The organism is Arthrobacter sp. NPDC093125, from assembly GCF_044754225.1.
Lineage (GTDB): Bacteria > Actinomycetota > Actinomycetes > Actinomycetales > Micrococcaceae > Arthrobacter.
Genome location: NZ_JBIVOQ010000008.1, coordinates 52,221 through 72,025, shown reverse-complemented (window position 1 = coordinate 72,025; position 19,805 = coordinate 52,221). Strand labels below are relative to the sequence as shown.

Genomic DNA, 19,805 nt, shown 5'->3' with positions numbered 1-19,805 from the left:
ATGCAGCAGCTCGCGATTCTCGATGACTACCAGCGCGTCGCCCACAGCTTCGCCGACTGGAGCTCCCTCGAACAGCGTGGCGTCGACGTCACTGCGTTCAACCACCACCTCGCTGCGGAAGCGGATGTCGTGAAAGCACTGCAGGACGCCGACATCATCGTTGCCATGCGGGAGCGGACGCCGTTTCCCGGCCGCGTCCTCGAACAGCTGCCCCGGCTGAAACTGCTGATTACCACCGGCGCCGCCAACGCCTCGATCGATGTGGACGCAGCATCCCGGCTGGGCATCACCGTCTGCGGAACGGGCGGCTCCCCCGCTGCCGCGCCCGAACTGACCTGGGCGCTGCTGCTGGCATTTGCCCGGGACCTGACGCACGAGGAAGCCAGCCTCCGCGACGGGCGCTGGCAGACCGGCGTCGGCTTCGAACTGTCCGGCAAGACCCTCGGCATTGTGGGGCTGGGGAAGATTGGAAAGCGGATCGCCGGCTACGGCCGCGCCTTCGGGATGGAGGTGCTGGCTTGGAGCCAGAACCTGACCGGGGACGTCGCTGCGGACGCAGGTGCCCGGAAGGTCGGCAAGGACGAGCTCTTCCGGGAGTCCGACGTCGTGTCCCTCCATTTGCGGCTATCGCCGCGTTCGGAGGGAACAGTCGGTGAACGTGAACTGCGGCTGCTCGGGCCGGACGGCGTGTTGGTGAACACCGCCCGCGGTCCCCTCGTGGACCAGCGAGCTCTGGTTACAGCACTGTACGAGGGATGGATCCGCGGGGCGGCGCTCGACGTGTTCGACCAGGAACCGCTGCCGGCCGGCCATCCCCTCCTCGGCGCGCCACGGACCCTGCTGGCACCGCACTTGGGCTACGTGACCGACGCCAGCTACCGGGCCTTCTTCGGCGGCGCCCTTGAGGACGTCACCGCATGGCTGGACGGCTCCCCGATCCGGGTGCTGGCGCCGTAGGAGACTTATGACGCCGGCAGGAATCGCCGTTGTCGCGTCTGTTGGCATGTGAGGGCCGGGGATAAGACCGGGCCCAGGCACGGTCACACTCCTGCGAGGTGGCCACCGGAACAGCCGGCCATGCCGCCGGAACAAGCCGCCAGAACAAGGAGACCCGGCCCGCCTTCAGGCCGCGCTGGTGGGACAGGCGGCCTTTTAGGCTGCTGCCAATGAGGCCCAGTCGGGCCGTGGATCTGCCGGCCGTGCTGGCCCTACTCCGTCGAAACCGTCCGGGTCGACGAAGTCGTCGGGGTCGATGAAGCGGTCGGGGTCGATGAAGCGGTCGGGGTCGATGAAGCGGTCGGGGTCGATGAAGCGGTCGGGGTCCTGCCAGTCCTGGGCGGGTGGCGGTTCCGGCCAGGTGGGCGGCTCCCAGTCCTGGTGTTCGCTGGGGTAAGACCGCCCCGACGGTGAGAGCCAGCCCGGGGCCGCGTCCCGGGTCGCGCCGACCGGTCGCCACGCTGTGGCGTGTTTCAGGCGGTGGTGTTTGGGGCAGGTCTGGCCGAGATTAAGGATGCCGGTGCTGCCGCCATCGGACCAGGCCAGGAGGTGGTCGGCGTCGTTGTCGAGGGAGTGGTTGTTGCAGGCGGGGAACGTGCAGCGCGCGTCGCGGAGCCGCAGCCATTGGCGCATTGGCTTCGTGACCCGGTAGCTCGTGCGTCCGATTTCCAGCGGCGCCCCGTCCCGTGGGTCGGTCAGCACCCGCAGGAACGAGCCCGCGCCGTCGGCGACGAGCCGGCGGGCCATGCTGGCGGGAATGGGCCCGTAGCCGTCGAGCATGGCCGGTTCCTCGGTCAGTCCGAGCAGTGAGAACACCGGAACCGTGACCAGCACCTGCGCCTTAGGGGACGGCACATCACCGGCCGGGGCGGAACGTGCGGGCATCAAACGTGCATGCACTGAACCTGCGGGCACGGATTCTGCGGGCGGGCCGTCAACCGTGCCATCAACCTCGTGGTCTGCCGTGAGCAACCAGCTGGCGAAAGCGTCGACGCGCAGCTGCGTCAGGGTCCGTGACTCAGCCTGACCCTGCATAGCCCGGGCGGCGGCGGTGGTCCGGTCCCAGATCCCGGCAGCCTGGTCCGCCGGCAGATACGCCGAGACCCAGGCCATACCGTCCCGGTCCGGAACGTACTCCAGCCGCCGATCCTTCGCACTCTTGGTGTGGCGGGTTTCGATGCTGTCCTGGTGATGCCGCTCCCGCCAATACCGCGCCTTGGCCCGGAACCTGCCCGGCGTCAGCTCCCCGGCCGGGCAACCCCGCGCATACCCGGGCGCGTCACGGTCTAGAAAATGCGCCTCGAAAGCAGCCGCAGCCGCCGGATCCAGCCCTTCGGTTTCATTGCACATGATGCGCCCGTGTTGCCACGAGAAAGTCCCTGCCTGAAGGGCGCCCAGCGCCAACGGCAGGTCGTTGCTCAGAGTGGCGGATTCGACCAGCAGCCGTGAGGCTGCCCCTTCACTGATGGTCAGGGCGCCAGCAACCTCAGCGGTCACGGACATCTGCCGGACGGTGCGGTCCTGCGCGGACGCCCCAGGCGGGGTCATGGCCTCGTCCGCCTCCGCGAACCCGGCGGCGAGGTGCACCTTCACCGCCGCCAAACGGGCCTCCATACGAGCCACATCGGCCAGGCCGTCCAGGCATGCATCCGCCTGATCCCCCAGCGGGTCCGCCTCGTCCTGCGGAAGCTCCGCCTTATCCGGTCGTGGATCCGCGCCGGCCGGGCCCGGATCCGCGCCATCCGCACCCGGATCAACCGCCCGGCGAAGCGCAGCAGCCAGTGAAAGAGCGGAGGCGCTTATGGCCTCCAAGGTCTCCGCAACTGCCGCGTTATCCATACCCGCAGCATGACAGGGGGCACCGACATTTAAGGGTGGCAGGGCGCCACGTGCGGGCCGAATCGAAAATGATTCTTTGATCCACCCGAGAACGAAAACTAGGTCGCAGATCGGGGCGTTCCCGTCCCTGAGAACGCCCTGATCTGCCACCCAGTTGGGCACTGGGTGAGCGGGCGCCCGTCAGCTGCCGGCACCCACTCAGCGGCCGGTACCCTCGAGGGCCGCCAATCAGGCCCCGGAGGCGTCGAGCGTCACGGTGCCGGCGTCGCCGTCGACCGTCACTCGCCGGCCGTTTGACACCCTTTGGGTGGCCACACCGGTGCCGAGGACGGCAGGGATGCCGTACTCGCGGGCGACGATCGAGCTGTGGCTCAGCGGGCCGCCAACATCCGTGACGACGCCGGACGCCATCGCAAATAGCGGTGTCCAGGCGGGGGTGGTCATGCGGGCCACCAGCACCTCGCCGGGCTGCATACTCGCAAAGTCGTCGGGGCCGTGCAGCAGCCGGGCCGTTGCGCTCACCTGTCCCGAGCTGGCAGCGACGCCGCAGATAACGTCCCCGGGCTGCTGCCGTGAACGCGCGGGCATCATGCTGCCGAATGCCCGCTCTATCCACCGGCTCTCGGGAAGCAGCTGCGGGACCGCGGCCTTCCGCTGGCCCCGCCACAGCATCCTGCGCTGCTCCACGGCTTCTGCCCGGACTGGCCGCCCTGTTCCGGTGATGGCTGCGCCGGGGTCCGCCAGACCGAAGTCAATGGCGGTGCGGAGCTCATTGATGCGGAGCCAGAAAATGTCGGACGGATCGGGGATGACGCCCGAGTCCGTGAGCCGCTTTCCCAGCTCAAGCAGCATCCGGCGCATTAGCGGCCAGGCCAGGCCGACGTCGGCCAGTGCGTCCTCGCGCACAGGCGCTGCCTGCTGCGCCCAGCGCAGCAGCCGGTGGAAGACGGCACGGCGCCGCGGCCCCAGCCTGGTGGCGATCTGCCGGGTCTGCTCCTCCCGCCGGTCTGCGGAACTCTGCTGCCGCTGGTAAGGATCCTTGCCCTGCCCGCTAACGAAGTACCTCAGGGTCTCCAGCAAGGCCGAGGGATCATCCGCCGGCACAGGGTTGACGAAGTCGAGGTTGTAGACGGCATGTCCGAAACGGTCCAGGTGCCGCCGGAAGCGGGAACTAAATTGGCCCCACTGGTCCCCGTCCACTCCCACCGGAGGCGTCGCGCTGCCGAGAGATTCAGCGATTCCGGCCGCCGGCACTTCAATGACGGCAGCGGCAAGCTGCGGCCGTTCCCGGGCCCACAGTGCCAGGTCATACAGCGACTTCTCGGCGCGGATGGGCTCGCTGTCATAGCCAAGGAGGAAAATCTCCGCGGACGGATCTCCGGGCCGCCGGAGGAGCTTGTCGTAGTAGCCCCGAAACATGATCTCGCTGGTCGCGGCGGCGGGGATAATGGACTGCACCGCGGTGTAGTACTCGGCGGCGGCGTCCAGGAGCGCGGAAATGCCCTCCAGCAGTTCTGCCGCCGGACGGTCCGATGGCGGTTTGGCCGCCCAGAACTTCACGAGTCCCCGGTATCGGGGGTGGGAGTGTTCCCGCCAGCCCTTGATACCCATGTGGGCCTTGCCTTGCGCCAGGCCGCGTACCGCCGTCAACGACTTGCCCAGCACACGCCGCATGCCGGCGTTGTTGTAGTAGTAGTACGCGTAGCCGTTGATGGTGGGCAGCGAGATGTCCCCCGGCCGCACCACGTTCTTACCGAACGCCTCGGCCATGAGGGCGTTCAGGGACTTCACCACGGAGCTGTCGATGAGGTCGGCGAACAGGGGCGACAGCGGATCCGGCAGCTGCTCAACGATGCTGGCCCGGAAATACAGGCCCTTGGGATACGGCAGCGGCCACTCCGTCGGCGCGTCGGCCGAGGGCTCGGGCAGCGCGGTGATGGGCCGGGCCTGGAGGATGAAGAATTCTCCGGCCGCACGGGCCCATTCAATGTCCTGAGGCGCCCCGAAGTGCTTCGCGATGGCGGTTCCGTGGCGGGCCAGCACGGCGGCCGCCTCGTCGTCGAGCACGGGCTCCCGGCGCTTCCGCTCCGGCACCGGCTGCTCGGCGGTGGCTGTTCCGTCATACACGGTCATGACGTCCTTGTCCGCTGTACGCCGATGTTCCACCCTGCCGGCAGCGGGATCCACCACGATGTCGTCAGTGGCGACGGCCCCGCTCACCACCGACTCGCCCAGCCCCCAGGCAGCGCTGATCAGCGTCTGGTCGCGGCGGCCCGTGGCGGGGTTGGCCGTGAACAAAACGCCGGCGGAATCGGCGTCGACCATCAGTTGGATCACGACGGCGAGGCGCACGGTGGCCGGATCGATCCCGTTCCGTGAGCGGTATGCCATGGCGCGGGCATTCCACAGCGATGCCCAGCAATCGATGACGGCGCCGGTGACTGGGTCGGCGCCGGCGATGTTCAGGTAGGTGTCCTGCTGGCCGGCAAAGCTGGCGGAGACGAGGTCCTCCGCCGTGGCCGAGGACCGCACCGCGACGCGCGCCCGCGTTGCTGGGGGACTGTGGTTTCCGGCCGCCGTCGCCTGCTGGCTGAGCCTGTCATAGGCGGCACGCAGCTCGCCGGCGATCTCCTCAGGCATGATGCTTTCGGTGAAAAGGGAACGGACCTGCCGTGCGGCGGCATCGTAGTCGTCGTTCGAAGCGCCGGCAGGTAACGCGCCAAGCTCAAGGATTCGGCCGGCAATTCCGTTGGCATTCACAAAATCCTGATAGGCCGCGGTGGTGAGCACGAAGCCCGGCGGCACCGGAAAGCCGGCCCGGGCCAGCTCACCGAGGTTGGCACCCTTGCCGCCTGCCTCGTCCAGGTCGCCGCGGCCCACCTGGCTGAAGTCCTTGATGTAGGTCATGACCACACGCCTATTGTCCGCCCCGCGGCCTCCATACCACGAGGGCCTGGGACCGGGCACGGGGGCGCTGGCCGCGGGCCAGGCTGACGACGTCTCCGGCAGCTCCGGCGGCAAAGATCCTGGAGTCGAAGGACTCACGACGGCGGCCCAGTTCCTCGGTCAGTTCGCTCACCCGGGCCTGCAGCGCGGCCACCTGGTTCTCCAGCTCCAGGATGCGTTTGATGCCTTCGAGGGAGACGCCTTCGTGTGAGAGACGCTGCACCTCACGGAGCATGTTCACGTCCCGCTGGGAGTACCGGCGGGACTTGCCGGGCGCGCGGCTGGGCCTGACGATGCCCAGCCGGTCGTACTGGCGGAGCGTCTGCGGGTGCATGTCCGCCAGCTCCGCCGCCACCGAGATCACGAAGATCGGCTGATCGAAGTTAATGTCCACGGCTGACGCCTTTTTTCTAGAGCCGGGCCTTGGCTGCCAGACCCTGGCGGACATCGGCACCGTTGGTGGCCTCTGCGAAGGCCTTCACCGCCGCCTCGGCGTCCTTGTTCAGGTTCTTTGGAACGGCGACGTCGATCGTCACGAGCAGATCGCCCGTCCCCTTCGACGTCTTCACTCCGCGGCCCTTGACCCGCAGGGTGCGCCCGGAGGGCGTGCCGGCGGGAACGCGGACCCGGACATTGTCGCCGTCGATCGTCGGCACCTCGATGTCGGCGCCCAATGCAGCTTCAGGGAAGGTGACCGGCACATGGATGCGGAGGTTGTCGCCGTCGCGCATGTAGAAATCGTGCGGCTTGACGTTAACGGTGACCATCAGGTCGCCGTTGCCGGCGGGGCCGTACTGGCCCTTGCCTCGGACACGGACCTTTTGCCCGTCCCTGATGCCGGGAGGAATGCGGACATCGATGACTTCGCCGTCCGGCTCGCGCAGGCCGATGGTGGTGCCACGGATGGACCCGGCAAACGAAATGCTGGTGGTCGCCGTGCGGTCAGCACCTTTCTGGGGCGCACGCTGGTAACCTGCCGGGCCTCCGGCACCGCCGAAGCCGCCGCCGAACAAGTCGGCAAATTCGGGAGGGATGCCCCCGGCAGTGCTGAAGCCGCCCGAGTGACGCCCGCCGCCGCCCGTGAACAGCCCACCGAACAGGTCTTCGAAGCCCCCGTTGGCGGAGCTTCCGGCACCGTGCGGAGCGAAGCGCGCTCCCCCGCCCATCGCCCGGATGGCGTCATACTGCTGGCGCTCCTCGGGGTCCGACAGCACGGAGTAAGCCTCGGAGATGTCCTTGAACTTCTTCTCCGAGACAGCATCACCGGAATTGGTATCCGGGTGGTACTGGCGCGCCAGCTTCCGGTAGGCCTTCTTAATGTCAGCGTCGGAAGCGTCCTTAGCGACACCAAGGATCTTATAGAAGTCCTTGTCCACCCAATCCTGGCTAGCCAATGGCGTTTCCTTTCAAAAGTTCAGAACGATAAGGCGAGACTACCGCTGAACGCCGTAGCGGATGAGGGGGCCCGGGAGTGGCATCGGGCCGGCCGGAGCGTGGCGGCTTAGGTCCGTAGGACCAAAGCCGCCACGCGTAGGGGCGGGGCCCCCTCATCCGTGAAGGCGTGGAGGTGCGACCTACGCCGGGACGGCCACAATTACTTGTGCCGCGCGGAGGACACGCTCGCCTGACTTGTAGCCCGAGCGGAGCACCTGGCTGACAGTGTCAACCTCGATGTCCTCGCCGGGCTGCTGGATGAGGGCCTCGTGGATCGTCGGATCGAACTCCACGCCGGTCTCATCGATGCGGGTCAGGCCATACGTCTTCAGCGCATTTTCCAGCTTGGCGGCAATCGCAGCGAACGGGCCGTCCGTGAGATCGCCGTGCTGGCGGGCGGCGTCGACGTCGTCCAGCACCGGCAGCAGCGAGTTCAGGACGCCGATGACGGCCATCTCCCCTGCCACGGCACGGTCGCGTTCCACGCGCTTGCGGTAGTTGACGTACTCGGCCTGCAGGCGGAGCAGGTCGTTCTTCAGCTCCGCCGCCGCGGCGGCCTCGGTACCCTGCGCCACAGACTCCTCCGCGGGCACCTCCACCCGGTTCAGGATCTCCTCAGCCTGGGCGAGGGCGTCCCCGTCGGAATCGGCTGCATCCACAGCCGGCTCCGCCGGGGTCCCACCCTCCGGGTGCCGTGCCTGCCCCGTCACCGGGTCCACCTTGCGGTGGTCCCGGATGACCGGCTCGTCGCGCTTGCTTCCCTGGTCGCGGGAAGAGCTGTGCTCTTCTTCGTTACCGTGATGAGGCATGGTTACTTCTTCTCTTCTTCGTCCACGATCTCGGCGTCGACGATGTCTTCATCTGAAGAAGAACCCGTCTTGTCGCCGGCAGCACCCTCAGCTCCAGCAGCACCGGTAGCACCGTCCGGCGAACCGGCCTGTGCGTAGATTGCTTCGCCGAGCTTCGTCTGGGAGGCCTGCAGCTTCTCAAACGCAGCCTTCACAGCGGCATCGTCGGTGCCTTCGAGCGCCTTCTTGAGGGCGTCGACGTCGGCCTGGACCTCGGTCTTGACCTCTTCGGGCAGCTTGTCCGCGTTGTCCGCGATCAGCTTGTCCACGGAGTAGGCCAGCTGTTCGGCGGTGTTGCGGGTGTCGGTTGCCTCGCGGCGGGCCTTGTCCTCGGCAGCGTGCTCCTCGGCGTCGCGGACCATGCGCTCAATGTCTTCCTTGGAGAGCGCGGTGCCGCCGGTGATGGTCATCGACTGTTCCTTGCCGGTGCCCTTGTCCTTCGCGGACACGTGCACGATGCCGTTGGCGTCGATGTCGAACGTGACCTCGATCTGCGGCACGCCGCGCGGAGCCGGAGCGATTCCGGTCAGCTCGAACGTACCCAGCGGCTTGTTGTCGCGGGTGAATTCACGTTCGCCCTGGAAGACCTGGATGGCCACGGACGGCTGGTTGTCGTCCGCAGTGGTGAAGGTTTCGGACCGCTTGGTGGGGATGGCCGTGTTGCGCTCGATCAGGTGCGTCATGACGCCGCCCTTGGTTTCGATGCCGAGGGACAGCGGGGTGACGTCGATGAGCAGGACGTCCTTGCGCTCACCCTTCAGCACACCGGCCTGCAGGGCAGCGCCGACGGCCACAACCTCGTCCGGGTTGACGCCCTTGTTGGGCTCCTTGCCGCCGGCCAGTTCCTTGACCAGTTCGTACACGGCGGGCATGCGGGTGGAGCCGCCCACAAGCACGATGTGGTCGATCTCGGAAAGCTTGATGCCCGCTTCCTTGATGACGTCATGGAACGGCTTCTTTGTGCGCTCGAGCAGGTCCTTGGTCAGGTCCTGGAACTTCGCACGGGTCAGCTGCTCGTCCAGGTGGACCGGGCCGTCGGGGGTGACGGAGAGGTACTGGAGGGAAACGTTGGTGCTGGAGGAGGAGGAGAGTTCCTTTTTGGCCTGCTCAGCTGCTTCGCGGAGGCGCTGCAGGGCGATCTTGTCCTTGGACAGGTCGATGCCCTTGACCTTGAGCTGGTTCAGCAGGTACTCCACGACGCGGTTGTCCCAGTCGTCGCCGCCGAGGCGGTTGTCACCGGCGGTGGCGCGCACCTGGATGGTCGAAAAGTCGTCTTCGTCCTTGCCGACTTCCAGCAGGGAGACGTCGAACGTGCCGCCGCCGAGGTCGAAGACCAGGATGAGCTCGTCTTCCTTGCCCTTGTCCAGGCCGTAGGCGAGGGCAGCCGCGGTGGGCTCGTTGACAATGCGCAGGACATTCAGGCCTGCGATTTCGCCGGCTTCCTTAGTGGCCTGGCGCTCGGCGTCGTTGAAGTAGGCCGGAACGGTGATCACAGCGTCGGTGACCTTTTCGCCGAGGTAGGACTCGGCGTCGTTCTTCAGCTTCATCAGCACGCGGGCGGAGATTTCCTGCGCCGTGTACTGCTTGCCGTCAATCTCGTGCTTCCAGTCGGTGCCCATGTGGCGCTTGACGGAGGAGATGGTGCGCTCAATGTTGTTGACGGCCTGGCGCTTGGCGATCTCGCCGACCAGAACCTCACCGGACTTCGAGAACGCAACGACGGACGGCGTGGTGCGGCCGCCCTCGGCGTTGGCAATAACGGTGGGCTCGCCACCTTCGAGAACGGAGACGACGGAGTTGGTGGTTCCGAGGTCGATACCTACTGCACGTGACATGTGTTGCTTCCTTCTTTCCTTGGAAACTGTGTGGCCCGGGATCCCGACGCCCGCAGGGTTCCAGCCCTGATCAAGCATGTCCGGATTCCAGGCTCGCCCACTCCTTGAGCGATCTGCACTCAACTCTACTCAGCCCCGGATTTAAGTCAATCCAAAGTTGAGTCAGCTTCGCTCAAGTTTGCTTGGGGGCGCGTCGCTCGACGGGTTCCCGCTAAGAAAGATGGCCCCCGGTTTTCCGCGGAGTCTAGCGGAAAACCGGGGGCCAGCATCGGGGTCAGTCCGTTTCGCTATGCGTGAACTCCCCCAGGGCCTCAGGGCGGGCTCAGCCGCCGGCGGACCGGCCGCCGTCGTCATTCCTGGGTGCATTAACCTGGCCGTCCGTGAGCTTGTCCCGGAGGTCGTCAGCAGCAGCCTGCCCGTTTGTGGCGCCTGCAGCCCCGTAGTCACCCTCGGGGTATTCGCCCTCTTCGTCACCGGGCCGTTCCTGGCCTACGCCGCCAGCCTTGCCGTAATCACCTTCGGGGTATTGGCCTTCCTCGGCCTCGGCAGGCACGTTCCCGGCCACACCGGCGTCGCCATAGTCGCCTGCGGCGTATTCGCCTTTTTCCGTGGGAGCGGGCTCCTTGCCGGCTACTCCGGCATCACCGTAGTCACCTTCCACGTACTGCCCGCTCTCGCTTTCAAGCGCAGGGTTCCGGCTGCCGGTGTGGGCCTTTCCCGCGCTGCTGGACTCGCTGTTCTCGGTCATCGCTTGATCACTCCTCAGGAGGACTGGGCGCGCCCGGCCGGACGCACTGGAAGTCTACTCAGATGGGCCGGACGGCAACAGGGCCTCTGGCCGCGGCCTTCGTCAGCGAACTCCGGCCTCCTCTGTCTCGGTTTCGTTCCGAATACCGGCATTAGAAACAGGTTTCGTGTGGGCCAGCCGGGCCGGCCACCAGATGCGCCGGCCCAGGTCATAGGACAGGGCCGGCACCAGGAGGGAGCGGACCAGCACTGTGTCCAGCAGTACTCCGAACGCCACGATGAACGCGAGCTGCACCAGGAACATGATGGGAATGACGCCGAGAGCGGCGAAGGTCGCCGCGAGCACCACGCCGGCGGAGGTAATCACGCCGCCGGTGACGCCCAGACCGCGGAGGATGCCCGGCCGGGTGCCGTGCTTCAGCGATTCTTCCCGGACGCGGCTCATGAGGAAGATGTTGTAGTCCACGCCGAGTGCCACGAGGAATACGAAGCCGAACAGGGGCACCGTGGCGTCTGCTCCCGGGAAGCCCAGGACGTGGTTGAACACCAGGGCAGAGACGCCCATGGCTGCCGCGTAGGAAAGAACCACCGAGGCAACGAGCAGGAGCGGGGCCAGGACGGAGCGGAGCAGCAGCATCAGGATGACCAGGATGACGCCGAGCACCAGCGGGATGATGGTGACGAGGTCCCGCTGAGCCGTGGTGTTGGTATCCAGGGCTGTTGCCGTCACGCCCCCGACAAGCCCCTCGGGATCCGCGGTCTTCACGCTCTCGCGCAGTGCCAAAACTGCGCTCTCCGCCTCGGCGGAGTCGGCCGCGAAGCCCAGGGTGGCATTGATCAGCACTTTCCCGTCCCGCACAGCGGGCTCGGAGGGTGCTCCCGGTGCCCCGGTGATGGGGACGCTGCCCTCGGCCAGAAGGTAAGCGGTCCCCACGCCGTCGGCTGCCTTTACTTCGTCAAGCACCTGTCCGGCCGCACCCTCGCGGGCAACGATCACGGCCGGGCTGCCGCTTCCCGCGTCGAAGTGGCGGGCCAGGGCATCCTGCCCGTCAACGGCGTTAGAGGCGCTGAGAATGACGTCGGTCTGCGGGACGCCGTTGGCCTTGAGCTGCAGCAGCCCGGCAGAAGCGGCGAGCAGCAGCAGCACCGAGGCCACCCAGACTGTCCGGGGACGGCGGGCAACCAGCGCTCCGGTGGCGCGCCACAGCCCCTTCTGGCCCTCCAGCCCGGTTGTCAGCACGCGCTCACGCTCTTCGTCCGGCACGGGCTTCGGGCGGAACGGCCAGAAGGCGGCGCTGCCAAGGAGAGCCATCAGCGCAGGCAGCAGGGTCAGTGCGCCAAACAGTGCGCAGAGGATGCCGGCTGCGGCGACCGGACCCAGGGCCTTGTTGGAGTTGAGGTCGGAGAAGAGCAGGCACAGCAGGGCAAGGATCACTGTGGCCCCGGAGGCGAGGATCGGCTCGAAGGAGGCCTTCCACGCGGTGAGCACGGCCGCGGTCCGGCTGGGCGTGTGGGTGAGGGCCTCGCGGAACCGCGCCACGTACAGCAGGGCGTAGTCCGTGGCGGCACCGATCACCAGGATGGAGAGAATGCCCTGGCTCTGGCCGTTGAGCTGGATCCAGCCGAGCTTCGCCATGCCGAACACCAGCAGGATGGCGGCGCACAGCGCGAAAACGGACGTCAGCAGCACGGCGATTGGAAGGAGCAGGGAACGGTAGACAACCAGGAGGATCACGAACACCGCCCCGAGCGCCACGAGCAGCAGGATGCCGTCGATCCCGGCAAAAGCGCTGACCAGATCGGCCGTCAGGCCCGCCGGACCGGTGACGAACGTTTGGATGCCGGCCGGGGCCGCGGCCTGCACTTCGTCCCGCAGCCCCTGGACGGCTTCCTTTATCTCGTCGGCGGTCTCGATGGGCACCACGAACTGCAACGCCCTCCCATCCTCGGACGGAATCGGCCCGATGACGGCGCTACCCACTTTCAGGGCTTCCAGCTTCCCCTTGAGCCCCGCCGCCTCACCCAGTTGGGCGGGCGTAAAGGTTGCATCGCTTTCAAGAACGACGACGGCGGGGACCTCACGTGAGTCCCTGAACTTGTCCTGCCAGGCGCGGGCCTCCGTTGCTTCCGCTCCGGCCGGGAGGAACGAAGCCTGGTCATTCGAGGAGACTTCGTCCAAGCGGCCAAAGGTCGGTCCGCCAACTCCGGCCACGGCCAGCCAGATGAGGACAAGGAGAACGGGAACCAGCCAGCGGAGCAGGAACGGAACGCGCGGCTGGCTGTCTGTGGGCTGCTTCATGGCGTCCTTCGTTCGATCACGGTTTGAGCGGCCGGAGTATAATAGTTCCATCATAGAATAACTCGATGATGGAGATACTTCCAGAGAAGGGAAAGCTGCGTCTTGGAACGCGCGGCTGAAGTAAACTCCGGAAGGCATGGATCGCGAAAGGGAGGTTGACCTTGGCCGGTAATTCGGTTGCCCTCCCGCCCGAGTCTGGTCAGTCACAAGTCGGTCCGCCGCCCGCCGGTCCGCCGCAGGCCGGTCCGCCGCAGGCCGGTCCGCCGCCCCTGGTCCGACTGCTTCAGGAGTTCACGCTCGAGGCCAACCGGTATGTGGATGCCGCCGGCGGGCGGAACGACATGCACCGGACCGACCTCAACGCGCTGGCCGTGATCATGAGGCACGCCGCCAAAGACCAGGTTGTCACTCCGGGCACGTTGCGGAAGGAGCTGAACCTCAGTTCGCCGGCTACGACTGCACTGATCGACCGGCTGTGCGGCTCAGGGCACCTGGTCCGCGAGCGTCAGGGCCAGGACCGGAGGCAGGTCCAGCTGCAGATGACCGAGAAGGCCTACCGGGACGGCAGCGCCATGTTCCTTCCGCTGGCCCGGCACATGGGTGCGGCAATGGCCGAGTTCACCGCCGACGAGCTCGAGATCGTCACGCGGTTCATGCACTCAATGATCGACGCCACCGTCCGCGCCGGCGAGGAAGCCTCCGGCCAGTCATAGGCGCAACCGCCCCGACACCCGCGCTGCAGCCCCAACTGGGTAGCAGCACGGGCCGTTCTGAGCCGTCAAAACGATCTGTGCTGCTACCTACTTGGGGTGGGGAGTAAGGAGTAGCGTTTCCCTATGAGTGCGCAGCAGCCAGAAGATGTGTACACGCACGGCCACCACGAGTCGGTGGTCCGCGCCCACGCCTCCCGGACCGCGGAGAATTCTGCGGCCTTTGTCATTCCGCACCTCACTCCCGGAACCAGTGTGCTGGATGTCGGCTGCGGCCCGGGAAGCATCACCTGCGACTTCGCCATGCTGGTGGCACCCGGAACCGTGACCGGACTGGACCGCTCCGCAGATGTGATCGCCCACGCCCGGGAGCTCGCTGCCGACCGGGGCGTGGAGAACGTCGAGTTCGTGGCCGGCAACATCTACGATCTGGACTTCGAGGACGACACCTTCGACCTCGTCCACGCCCACCAGGTGCTGCAGCACCTGACTGATCCAGTGGAAGCACTCCGGGAAATGCGGCGGGTAGCCAAACCCGGCGGTATTGTGGCCGTCCGTGACGCCGATTTCCACGGCATGAGCTGGTATCCCGCCATTCCGGAGCTCGATGAATGGATGGAGCTGTACCAGCGGATCGCGCGCCGGAACGGGGCCGAGCCCGACGCCGGGCGCCGCCTCGTGTCGTGGTCCCAGGCGGCAGGCTTCACCGACGTCGCCCCCAGCAGCAGCAACTGGCTCTACGCCACCGGGCAGCAGCGGCGCTGGCAGGCCCGCGTGTGGGGAGAACGCGTGCTGCATTCGGCCTTTGCCGAACAGGCGCTCGAGTACGGCTTCGCGCAGGAAGCGGACCTGACCCGCATCTCTGCCGGCTGGCACCGCTGGGGATCCACCGACGACGGCTGGTTCCTCATCCCCAACGGCGAGGTCATCGCCCGCGCCTGACTGGCGGACCGCCGTCGCACGCTTCTCTCCGTCATACCCGGGCCGCCGTCGTACAAACCAGTGGCTGCACGTCCGGCATGGGCGCACTAAGATTGATTAGTGCAATTTTCCCTGTGGCTGGCCCTCCTTGGCGCCGGCCTCCTCATCAGTTTTACTCCCGGCGCGGGCGCCATCAACACGATGAGCAACTCGCTGACATCGGGGTTCCGGCGCTCCATCTGGGGAATCCTCGGGCAGCAGGCTGCCCTGATCGTCCATGTGGTCATCGTGGCCCTCGGCGTCGGGGTTCTGGTGGCGGGATCTCCGGTTGCCTTCAACGTCATCCGCTACGCCGGAGCCGCCTACCTGGTGTATCTCGGCATCAGGCAGTTCCTGCACAAGCCGGATCTGGACCAGGAGAAGGCGGACGCACTCAGGAACGAGCCGGCATGGTCCATGTTCCGGCGGGGCCTGTGGGTCAACCTGCTCAACCCGAAGGCCATCGTGTTCTTCCTCGCGTTCACGCCGCAATTCATCCGGCCGGAACAGCCGCTGCTGCCGCAGTACGCGGTGCTCATCACCACCGTGGTGGTCATCGACATCCTGGTGATGTGGTTCTTCTTCGCAGCGGCGGCGAAATCCTTCCAGCGTTTCACGCACAACGCCCGCGGCCAGACCATCCTCAACAGAGCGTTCGGCATTCTGTTCGTCGCCGTCGGTGTCCTGCTGGCGCTTGTGCACTGAGGCGCGGATGAAATTTTATGAATAATAAGACTGCTTACTAGCCAAGTGGCATCGGCATCCCCCATGCTTAGCAGCATGTCCTCAACGACGAGCCCCTACCGGATCATCGCGGTCTGCACCGGCAACATCTGCCGCTCCCCGATGGCCGAGCTGATACTGACGGAAGCGTTCGCAGCGGCGGGGCTTGCAGATGCCGTCACCGTCGATTCCGCAGGCACCACGGCCTATGAGGCAGGGCGTCCCATAGATCCCCGTGCCGCACGCAAGCTGACCGCCCACAATCTCACGTCGGACCGGCACATTGCCCGGGAATGGCAGCCGGAATGGTACGCGGAACGCCACCTGATCCTGGCCCTCGACGTCGACCATTACGGCTGGCTCCGCGCGTCTGCCCCTGACCCAGAATCGGCGGCACGGGTCCGCATGCTGCGCAGCTTCGACCCCTCGCTCGAGTCGGACTACCCCCTGGACCAGGGCATCGAGGACCCCTGGTACGGGGACCACAGTGATTTTGAGGCTGTCTGGGACCAGATCCAGGCGGCCGCGCCGGGCATCGTCGACTTCGTGCGGGCCGTGCTCGACGCAGAACAGGCCCGGCTCATAGTTCAGGACAGTCAGCAGGTACGCTCTATCCCATGAGCCCCGCACCTGTGATCATCGCCATTGACGGGCGGTCAGGTGCAGGCAAAACCACACTGGCGATCGAGCTAGCGGCCAGGCTGCGGAACCACCACAAGGTTGCGTTGTTCCACCTTGAGGACATTTACCCCGGCTGGAACGGACTGGCTGCCGGCATCGACCGCTATGTCAGCACGGTGCTGGCACCCCTGAGCAAGGGTGAACCGGCAACGTGGATCAGCTGGAACTGGGAGCGGCATTACGACGGCGATGCCCGGGTCACGCTGCCAGCAGAGATCGTCATCGTGGAAGGTGTGGGGGCCGCCGCGGCCGCCGCCCGGCCGCTGCTCGACGCCGTCATCTGGGCTGATTCCCCCGACGACGAACGCCGGACCCGTGCCCTGGCGCGCGACGGCCAGACCTACGAGCCCTACTGGGACCAGTGGGCCGCCCAGGAGGCCGAACTCCTCGCCTCGGACGACGTGCGTGGCCACGCGGATATTCGGGTGCTGAACCATGCCGATGACGCTGCTCCCGCCGACGTCCTGCAGGCGCTCACCTACCTCCCCGCCCTTGCCACGGTGCTGGTTCCGGAGCTCTCTGCCCGCCGCGGCCTCCGGCTCCTCGCCGAGCGGATGGACGCCCGGCCGGACGCTGCTGCTCTCTTCCATTCCCTGTACGGGGAGTCCGGGAATGCCGTCTGGCTGGATTCCTCGCTGGTCCCGCCGTCGCCTGCACCGCCGCAGGGCAAACACAGCGGGCCGGACAGGAGGGGCGCCGCGGTCGCGGCCGGGCGCAGCCGCTTCAGCATCCTGGCAGACGACTGTGGCACGTTCGGGCAGTTTGTCCGGCACGGGTCGGGCACTACCCTGGTCACCACCGGATGCGCCACCGCCGAAGTACCCGGCACCTTCTTCCGCTGGCTGGAGACCGCCTGGGGACAGCCGACAGTCGCCCGACCCGAAGGCTATTCCTGCGACTTCACCCTGGGCTGGCTCGGTTACCTCGGCTATGAGCTCAAGCGCGAAACCGGCGGCTCCGACGTTCCCGCAGAAACCCCGGACGCCGCGCTGATTTTCGCGGGCCGGGCCGTGGTCCTGGACCACGCCGAGGGCACGGTGTGGCTGCTGGCTTTGGATGCCCCGGACGCCGCCGGCTGGCTCGCCCGAGGCCGCAGCGCCGTGGAGGCTGCCGGAGCAGCAGGCGCCGGTGCCGCTGCCGGCGCCGGCGCCCACGCAGGGGGCGGCAGCACCGCCGTCGAACTTCTTGCCGCCCCGGCCTTTGACTGCCGCGACACCGAGACGGACTACAAGGGCAAGATTGCCCGAGCCCAGCATGAGATTGCTGAAGGCAATTCCTACGAGGTGTGCCTCACCACCGCCCTCACTGCCGAGGTTGCGGCCGACGGCCTGGATTCCTGGCCCATTTACCTCGCGCTGCGGCAGAGGAACCCCGCGCCGTTTGCGAGCTACCTGCGGTTTGGCGGGCTCACCGTGGCGAGCACCTCGCCCGAGCGGTTTCTGAGGATAGCGTCCGAAGGCGGGATGCGCGCGGAGCCGATCAAAGGCACCCGCCGCCGGGCTGCGGACCCGGAAACGGACGCGGCGCTGCGGCACGACCTGGCGACGTCGCTGAAGGACCGGGCCGAGAACATAATGATTGTGGACCTTCTCCGGAACGACCTCAGCCACTTCGCGGAGCCCGGATCAGTGACCGTCAGCCGGCTTTGCGAGATCGAAAGCTACGCCACGGTCCACCAACTGGTGAGCACCATCGACGCCCAACTCCTGCCGGGTGCGCCCCGGGCCGAGGCAGTGGCGGCATGCTTCCCGGCGGGCTCCATGACCGGGGCGCCAAAAATCAGCACCATGGCAATTCTGGACCGTCTCGAGGAGGCGCCCCGCGGGGTCTACTCCGGCGCGATCGGCTACTTCTCGCTGAACGGCGCCACGGACCTCGCGGTGGCGATCCGGACGCTCGTAATCCAGACCCGGGACGAGCCCGGCAGCGCGACGGCCATCTTGAGCCTCGGGGTCGGCGGCGCGATCACGGCTGATTCCGTAGCGGAGGATGAATACGAGGAGATCCGCACCAAGGCCTTCGGCGTGCTCTCAACCCTCGGCTCGGAATTCCCCGCGCGAACGGGCACTTAAGGCCCCGCCCACCTGCGCGAACGGGCACTTAAGGCCCCGCCCACCTGCGCGAACGGGCACTTAAGGCCCCGGCACGTCGCTGACGGAGGGCCATAAGTGTACGTTCGCGCTCCAGGACGCGGCCATAAGTGTACGTTCGCGCTGGAACTACTGCACGGTGGCCGTCAGGCGGGCCACGTTGTCCACGTACCTCGCCGCGAGGGGGCGTCGCATCCAGTCCCCGAGCCTGAGCTCGTGGGAGATGTCCCGGTACGTGTCCTCCACCGCCCGCATGCTGTTCACGATGTCGGCGCCGAGGAGCATCACGGACACCTCCATGTTCAGCGAGAAGGAGCGCATGTCCATGTTGCTGGAGCCGAGGACAGCCACCTCGTCATCCACCGTGAAGTGCTTGGCGTGCAGCACGAACGGCGCCTTGTACAGGTAAATCCGCACGCCCGCCTCCAGCAGCGCCTGGTAATAGGACTGCTGGGCGTGGTGGACCAGGAACTGGTCGCCCTTTTCGGAGACGAAGAGCTCGACGTCGACGCCGCGCTGGGCCGCGGTGGTGATCGCGTAGAGCAGCGAATCGTCCGGCACGAAGTACGGGCTGCAGATGGAGATCCGGTGCTGAGCAGAGTAGATGAGCGTGTTGAACAGCCGGAGGTTGTTTTCGGTGCTGAAGCCGGGGCCGCTGGGAACAACCTGCGCGGTGACGTTGCCTGGAGCGGTTTCGGCAGGCAGCTCCAGCTGCGCTTCGAGCTGGGCCTCGAGCGATTCGTCCGTCTCGCTGAGCCAGTCGGTGGCGAATACCACGTTGAGGGTGGGCACGATGGGGCCGCGCAGCCGGGCCATCAGCTCCACCCATTCGCGGCCCACCTTCCGGTGCCGCGGGTTGTTGTAGGACGGCTCGATCAGGTTCTGGGAACCAGTGAAGGCCACTTGGCCGTCGATCACCATGATTTTGCGGTGGTTGCGGAGGTCCGGCCGGCGCCACTGGCCGTGGATTGGAAGCAGCGGGAGCATGCGCCGCCACTGGATCCTGCTGGCTTTGAGGCGTTTGAGGAGCTTGCTGTATCCCCTGACGCGGAGCGTGCCGATGTGGTCAAAGAGGACCCGGACCTCCACGCCCCGGTCGGCTGCTTCCTCCAGCGCCGTCAAAAGCTCGTCGGTCACATGGTCGGTGCTCATGATGTAGAACTCGGCGTTGATGAAGCGTTTGGCCTTCCGGACTTCCTCGGCCATGGCCTTAATGGAGTCCGGGTAACCCGGGATGAGCTCCACGGAGTTCCCGTCCACCATGGGGATGGAACCCAGCCGGCGGTTGAGTTCTGCGGCCGATCTGACCCATTCGGGGCCCGGATACACGCTTCCGACGTCGGACAGCAGGGATGTGCGCGCCCTGACCCTTTCGCTGACGAGCTGCTGCTGCTCGACCCGGCGCCTGGACAGCCTGAAGTTGCCGAACAGCAGGAAGAGGATCAGCCCGATCACAGGTATGAAGAAGATGCCGAGCAGCCAGGCCATGGCGGTGGTGGGCCGGCGGTTGCCGGGGATGATGCCCAGGGCAAGGATCCGGATGATGAAGTCCGCGGCGCTCAGCACGAAAACCAGCCAGGTCGGCAGGGTTCCAGTGAGCGGAAATGGCCACAGCACAGGCACAAACCCCCGTTGTTTCTTGCCCCCGGGCATTCCGGAAAGACGGTCCTGATCAGCCTATCGGGGACAGTCCCCAC

Annotated in this window: 15 protein-coding genes; 6 read left to right on the top strand and 9 right to left on the bottom strand. The window is 66.7% G+C overall.

What is annotated here, in order from left to right:
• Positions 1-957, top strand: a complete 957-nt coding sequence (locus ACIP9X_RS15270; protein WP_400480594.1) for a D-2-hydroxyacid dehydrogenase family protein — start codon at positions 1-3, stop codon at positions 955-957.
• Between the two features lie 195 nt (positions 958-1,152).
• On the opposite strand, the gene ACIP9X_RS15265 is transcribed toward ACIP9X_RS15270, so the two are convergent.
• The 8 genes from ACIP9X_RS15265 to ACIP9X_RS15230 all read right to left on the bottom strand — a co-directional run bounded on the left by ACIP9X_RS15265 (position 1,153) and on the right by ACIP9X_RS15230 (position 12,944).
• On the bottom strand, positions 1,153-2,835 hold the full coding sequence (locus ACIP9X_RS15265; RefSeq protein ID WP_400480593.1) for a DUF222 domain-containing protein: 1,683 nt from the start codon (positions 2,833-2,835) through the stop codon (positions 1,153-1,155).
• Between the two features lie 228 nt (positions 2,836-3,063).
• Complete coding sequence (locus ACIP9X_RS15260; protein WP_400480592.1) at positions 3,064-5,742, bottom strand: PEP/pyruvate-binding domain-containing protein; 2,679 nt, start codon at positions 5,740-5,742, stop codon at positions 3,064-3,066.
• A gap of 10 nt (positions 5,743-5,752) precedes the next feature.
• Positions 5,753-6,175 carry a heat shock protein transcriptional repressor HspR gene (locus ACIP9X_RS15255; protein WP_400480591.1) on the bottom strand — a complete coding sequence of 141 codons (423 nt, stop codon included), beginning with the start codon at positions 6,173-6,175 and terminating at the stop codon, positions 5,753-5,755.
• Positions 6,176-6,191: 16 nt separating this feature from the next.
• Positions 6,192-7,175: a DnaJ C-terminal domain-containing protein gene (locus ACIP9X_RS15250; protein WP_400480590.1), complete on the bottom strand. Its 984-nt coding sequence runs from the start codon at positions 7,173-7,175 to the stop codon at positions 6,192-6,194.
• Positions 7,176-7,355: 180 nt separating this feature from the next.
• On the bottom strand, positions 7,356-8,024 hold the full coding sequence (locus tag ACIP9X_RS15245; protein ID WP_400480589.1) for a nucleotide exchange factor GrpE: 669 nt from the start codon (positions 8,022-8,024) through the stop codon (positions 7,356-7,358).
• A gap of 2 nt (positions 8,025-8,026) precedes the next feature.
• Positions 8,027-9,898 carry a molecular chaperone DnaK gene (dnaK, locus tag ACIP9X_RS15240; RefSeq protein WP_400480588.1) on the bottom strand — a complete coding sequence of 624 codons (1,872 nt, stop codon included), beginning with the start codon at positions 9,896-9,898 and terminating at the stop codon, positions 8,027-8,029.
• Positions 9,899-10,220: 322 nt separating this feature from the next.
• Complete coding sequence (locus ACIP9X_RS15235; protein ID WP_400480587.1) at positions 10,221-10,646, bottom strand: hypothetical protein; 426 nt, start codon at positions 10,644-10,646, stop codon at positions 10,221-10,223.
• 102 nt (positions 10,647-10,748) lie between these two features.
• A complete protein-coding gene (locus ACIP9X_RS15230; RefSeq protein ID WP_400480586.1) occupies positions 10,749-12,944 on the bottom strand; it encodes an MMPL family transporter in 2,196 nt (731 codons plus the stop codon).
• 269 nt (positions 12,945-13,213) lie between these two features.
• On the opposite strand from ACIP9X_RS15230, the gene ACIP9X_RS15225 reads away from it, so the two are divergent.
• From ACIP9X_RS15225 to pabB, 5 genes are all read left to right on the top strand, one after another.
• Positions 13,214-13,657, top strand: a complete 444-nt coding sequence (locus ACIP9X_RS15225; protein WP_400480663.1) for a MarR family winged helix-turn-helix transcriptional regulator — start codon at positions 13,214-13,216, stop codon at positions 13,655-13,657.
• A gap of 123 nt (positions 13,658-13,780) precedes the next feature.
• On the top strand, positions 13,781-14,596 hold the full coding sequence (locus ACIP9X_RS15220; RefSeq protein WP_400480585.1) for a class I SAM-dependent methyltransferase: 816 nt from the start codon (positions 13,781-13,783) through the stop codon (positions 14,594-14,596).
• 99 nt (positions 14,597-14,695) lie between these two features.
• On the top strand, positions 14,696-15,319 hold the full coding sequence (locus tag ACIP9X_RS15215; protein ID WP_400480584.1) for a LysE family transporter: 624 nt from the start codon (positions 14,696-14,698) through the stop codon (positions 15,317-15,319).
• Between the two features lie 75 nt (positions 15,320-15,394).
• Positions 15,395-15,958, top strand: coding sequence for a low molecular weight protein-tyrosine-phosphatase (locus ACIP9X_RS15210; protein ID WP_400480583.1), 564 nt, complete (start codon positions 15,395-15,397; stop codon positions 15,956-15,958).
• A complete protein-coding gene (pabB, locus tag ACIP9X_RS15205) occupies positions 15,955-18,090 on the top strand; it encodes an aminodeoxychorismate synthase component I (RefSeq protein ID WP_400480582.1) in 2,136 nt (711 codons plus the stop codon). Before ACIP9X_RS15210 ends, pabB begins: the two co-directional genes overlap by 4 nt.
• A gap of 147 nt (positions 18,091-18,237) precedes the next feature.
• Here pabB and cls read toward each other — a convergent pair whose 3' ends face one another.
• Positions 18,238-19,725: a cardiolipin synthase gene (cls, locus tag ACIP9X_RS15200; protein WP_400480581.1), complete on the bottom strand. Its 1,488-nt coding sequence runs from the start codon at positions 19,723-19,725 to the stop codon at positions 18,238-18,240.
• Positions 19,726-19,805: the final 80 nt, after the last annotated feature.

Coding starts and splice junctions, on each gene's coding strand:
- ACIP9X_RS15270 (WP_400480594.1), top strand. CDS start 1: ATGCAGCAGCTCGCGATTCTCGATGACTACCAGCGCGTCGCCCACAGC.
- ACIP9X_RS15265 (WP_400480593.1), bottom strand. CDS start 2,835: ATGGATAACGCGGCAGTTGCGGAGACCTTGGAGGCCATAAGCGCCTCC.
- ACIP9X_RS15260 (WP_400480592.1), bottom strand. CDS start 5,742: ATGACCTACATCAAGGACTTCAGCCAGGTGGGCCGCGGCGACCTGGAC.
- ACIP9X_RS15245 (WP_400480589.1), bottom strand. CDS start 8,024: ATGCCTCATCACGGTAACGAAGAAGAGCACAGCTCTTCCCGCGACCAG.
- dnaK (WP_400480588.1), bottom strand. CDS start 9,898: ATGTCACGTGCAGTAGGTATCGACCTCGGAACCACCAACTCCGTCGTC.
- ACIP9X_RS15235 (WP_400480587.1), bottom strand. CDS start 10,646: ATGACCGAGAACAGCGAGTCCAGCAGCGCGGGAAAGGCCCACACCGGC.
- ACIP9X_RS15230 (WP_400480586.1), bottom strand. CDS start 12,944: ATGAAGCAGCCCACAGACAGCCAGCCGCGCGTTCCGTTCCTGCTCCGC.
- ACIP9X_RS15220 (WP_400480585.1), top strand. CDS start 13,781: ATGAGTGCGCAGCAGCCAGAAGATGTGTACACGCACGGCCACCACGAG.
- ACIP9X_RS15210 (WP_400480583.1), top strand. CDS start 15,395: ATGTCCTCAACGACGAGCCCCTACCGGATCATCGCGGTCTGCACCGGC.
- pabB (WP_400480582.1), top strand. CDS start 15,955: ATGAGCCCCGCACCTGTGATCATCGCCATTGACGGGCGGTCAGGTGCA.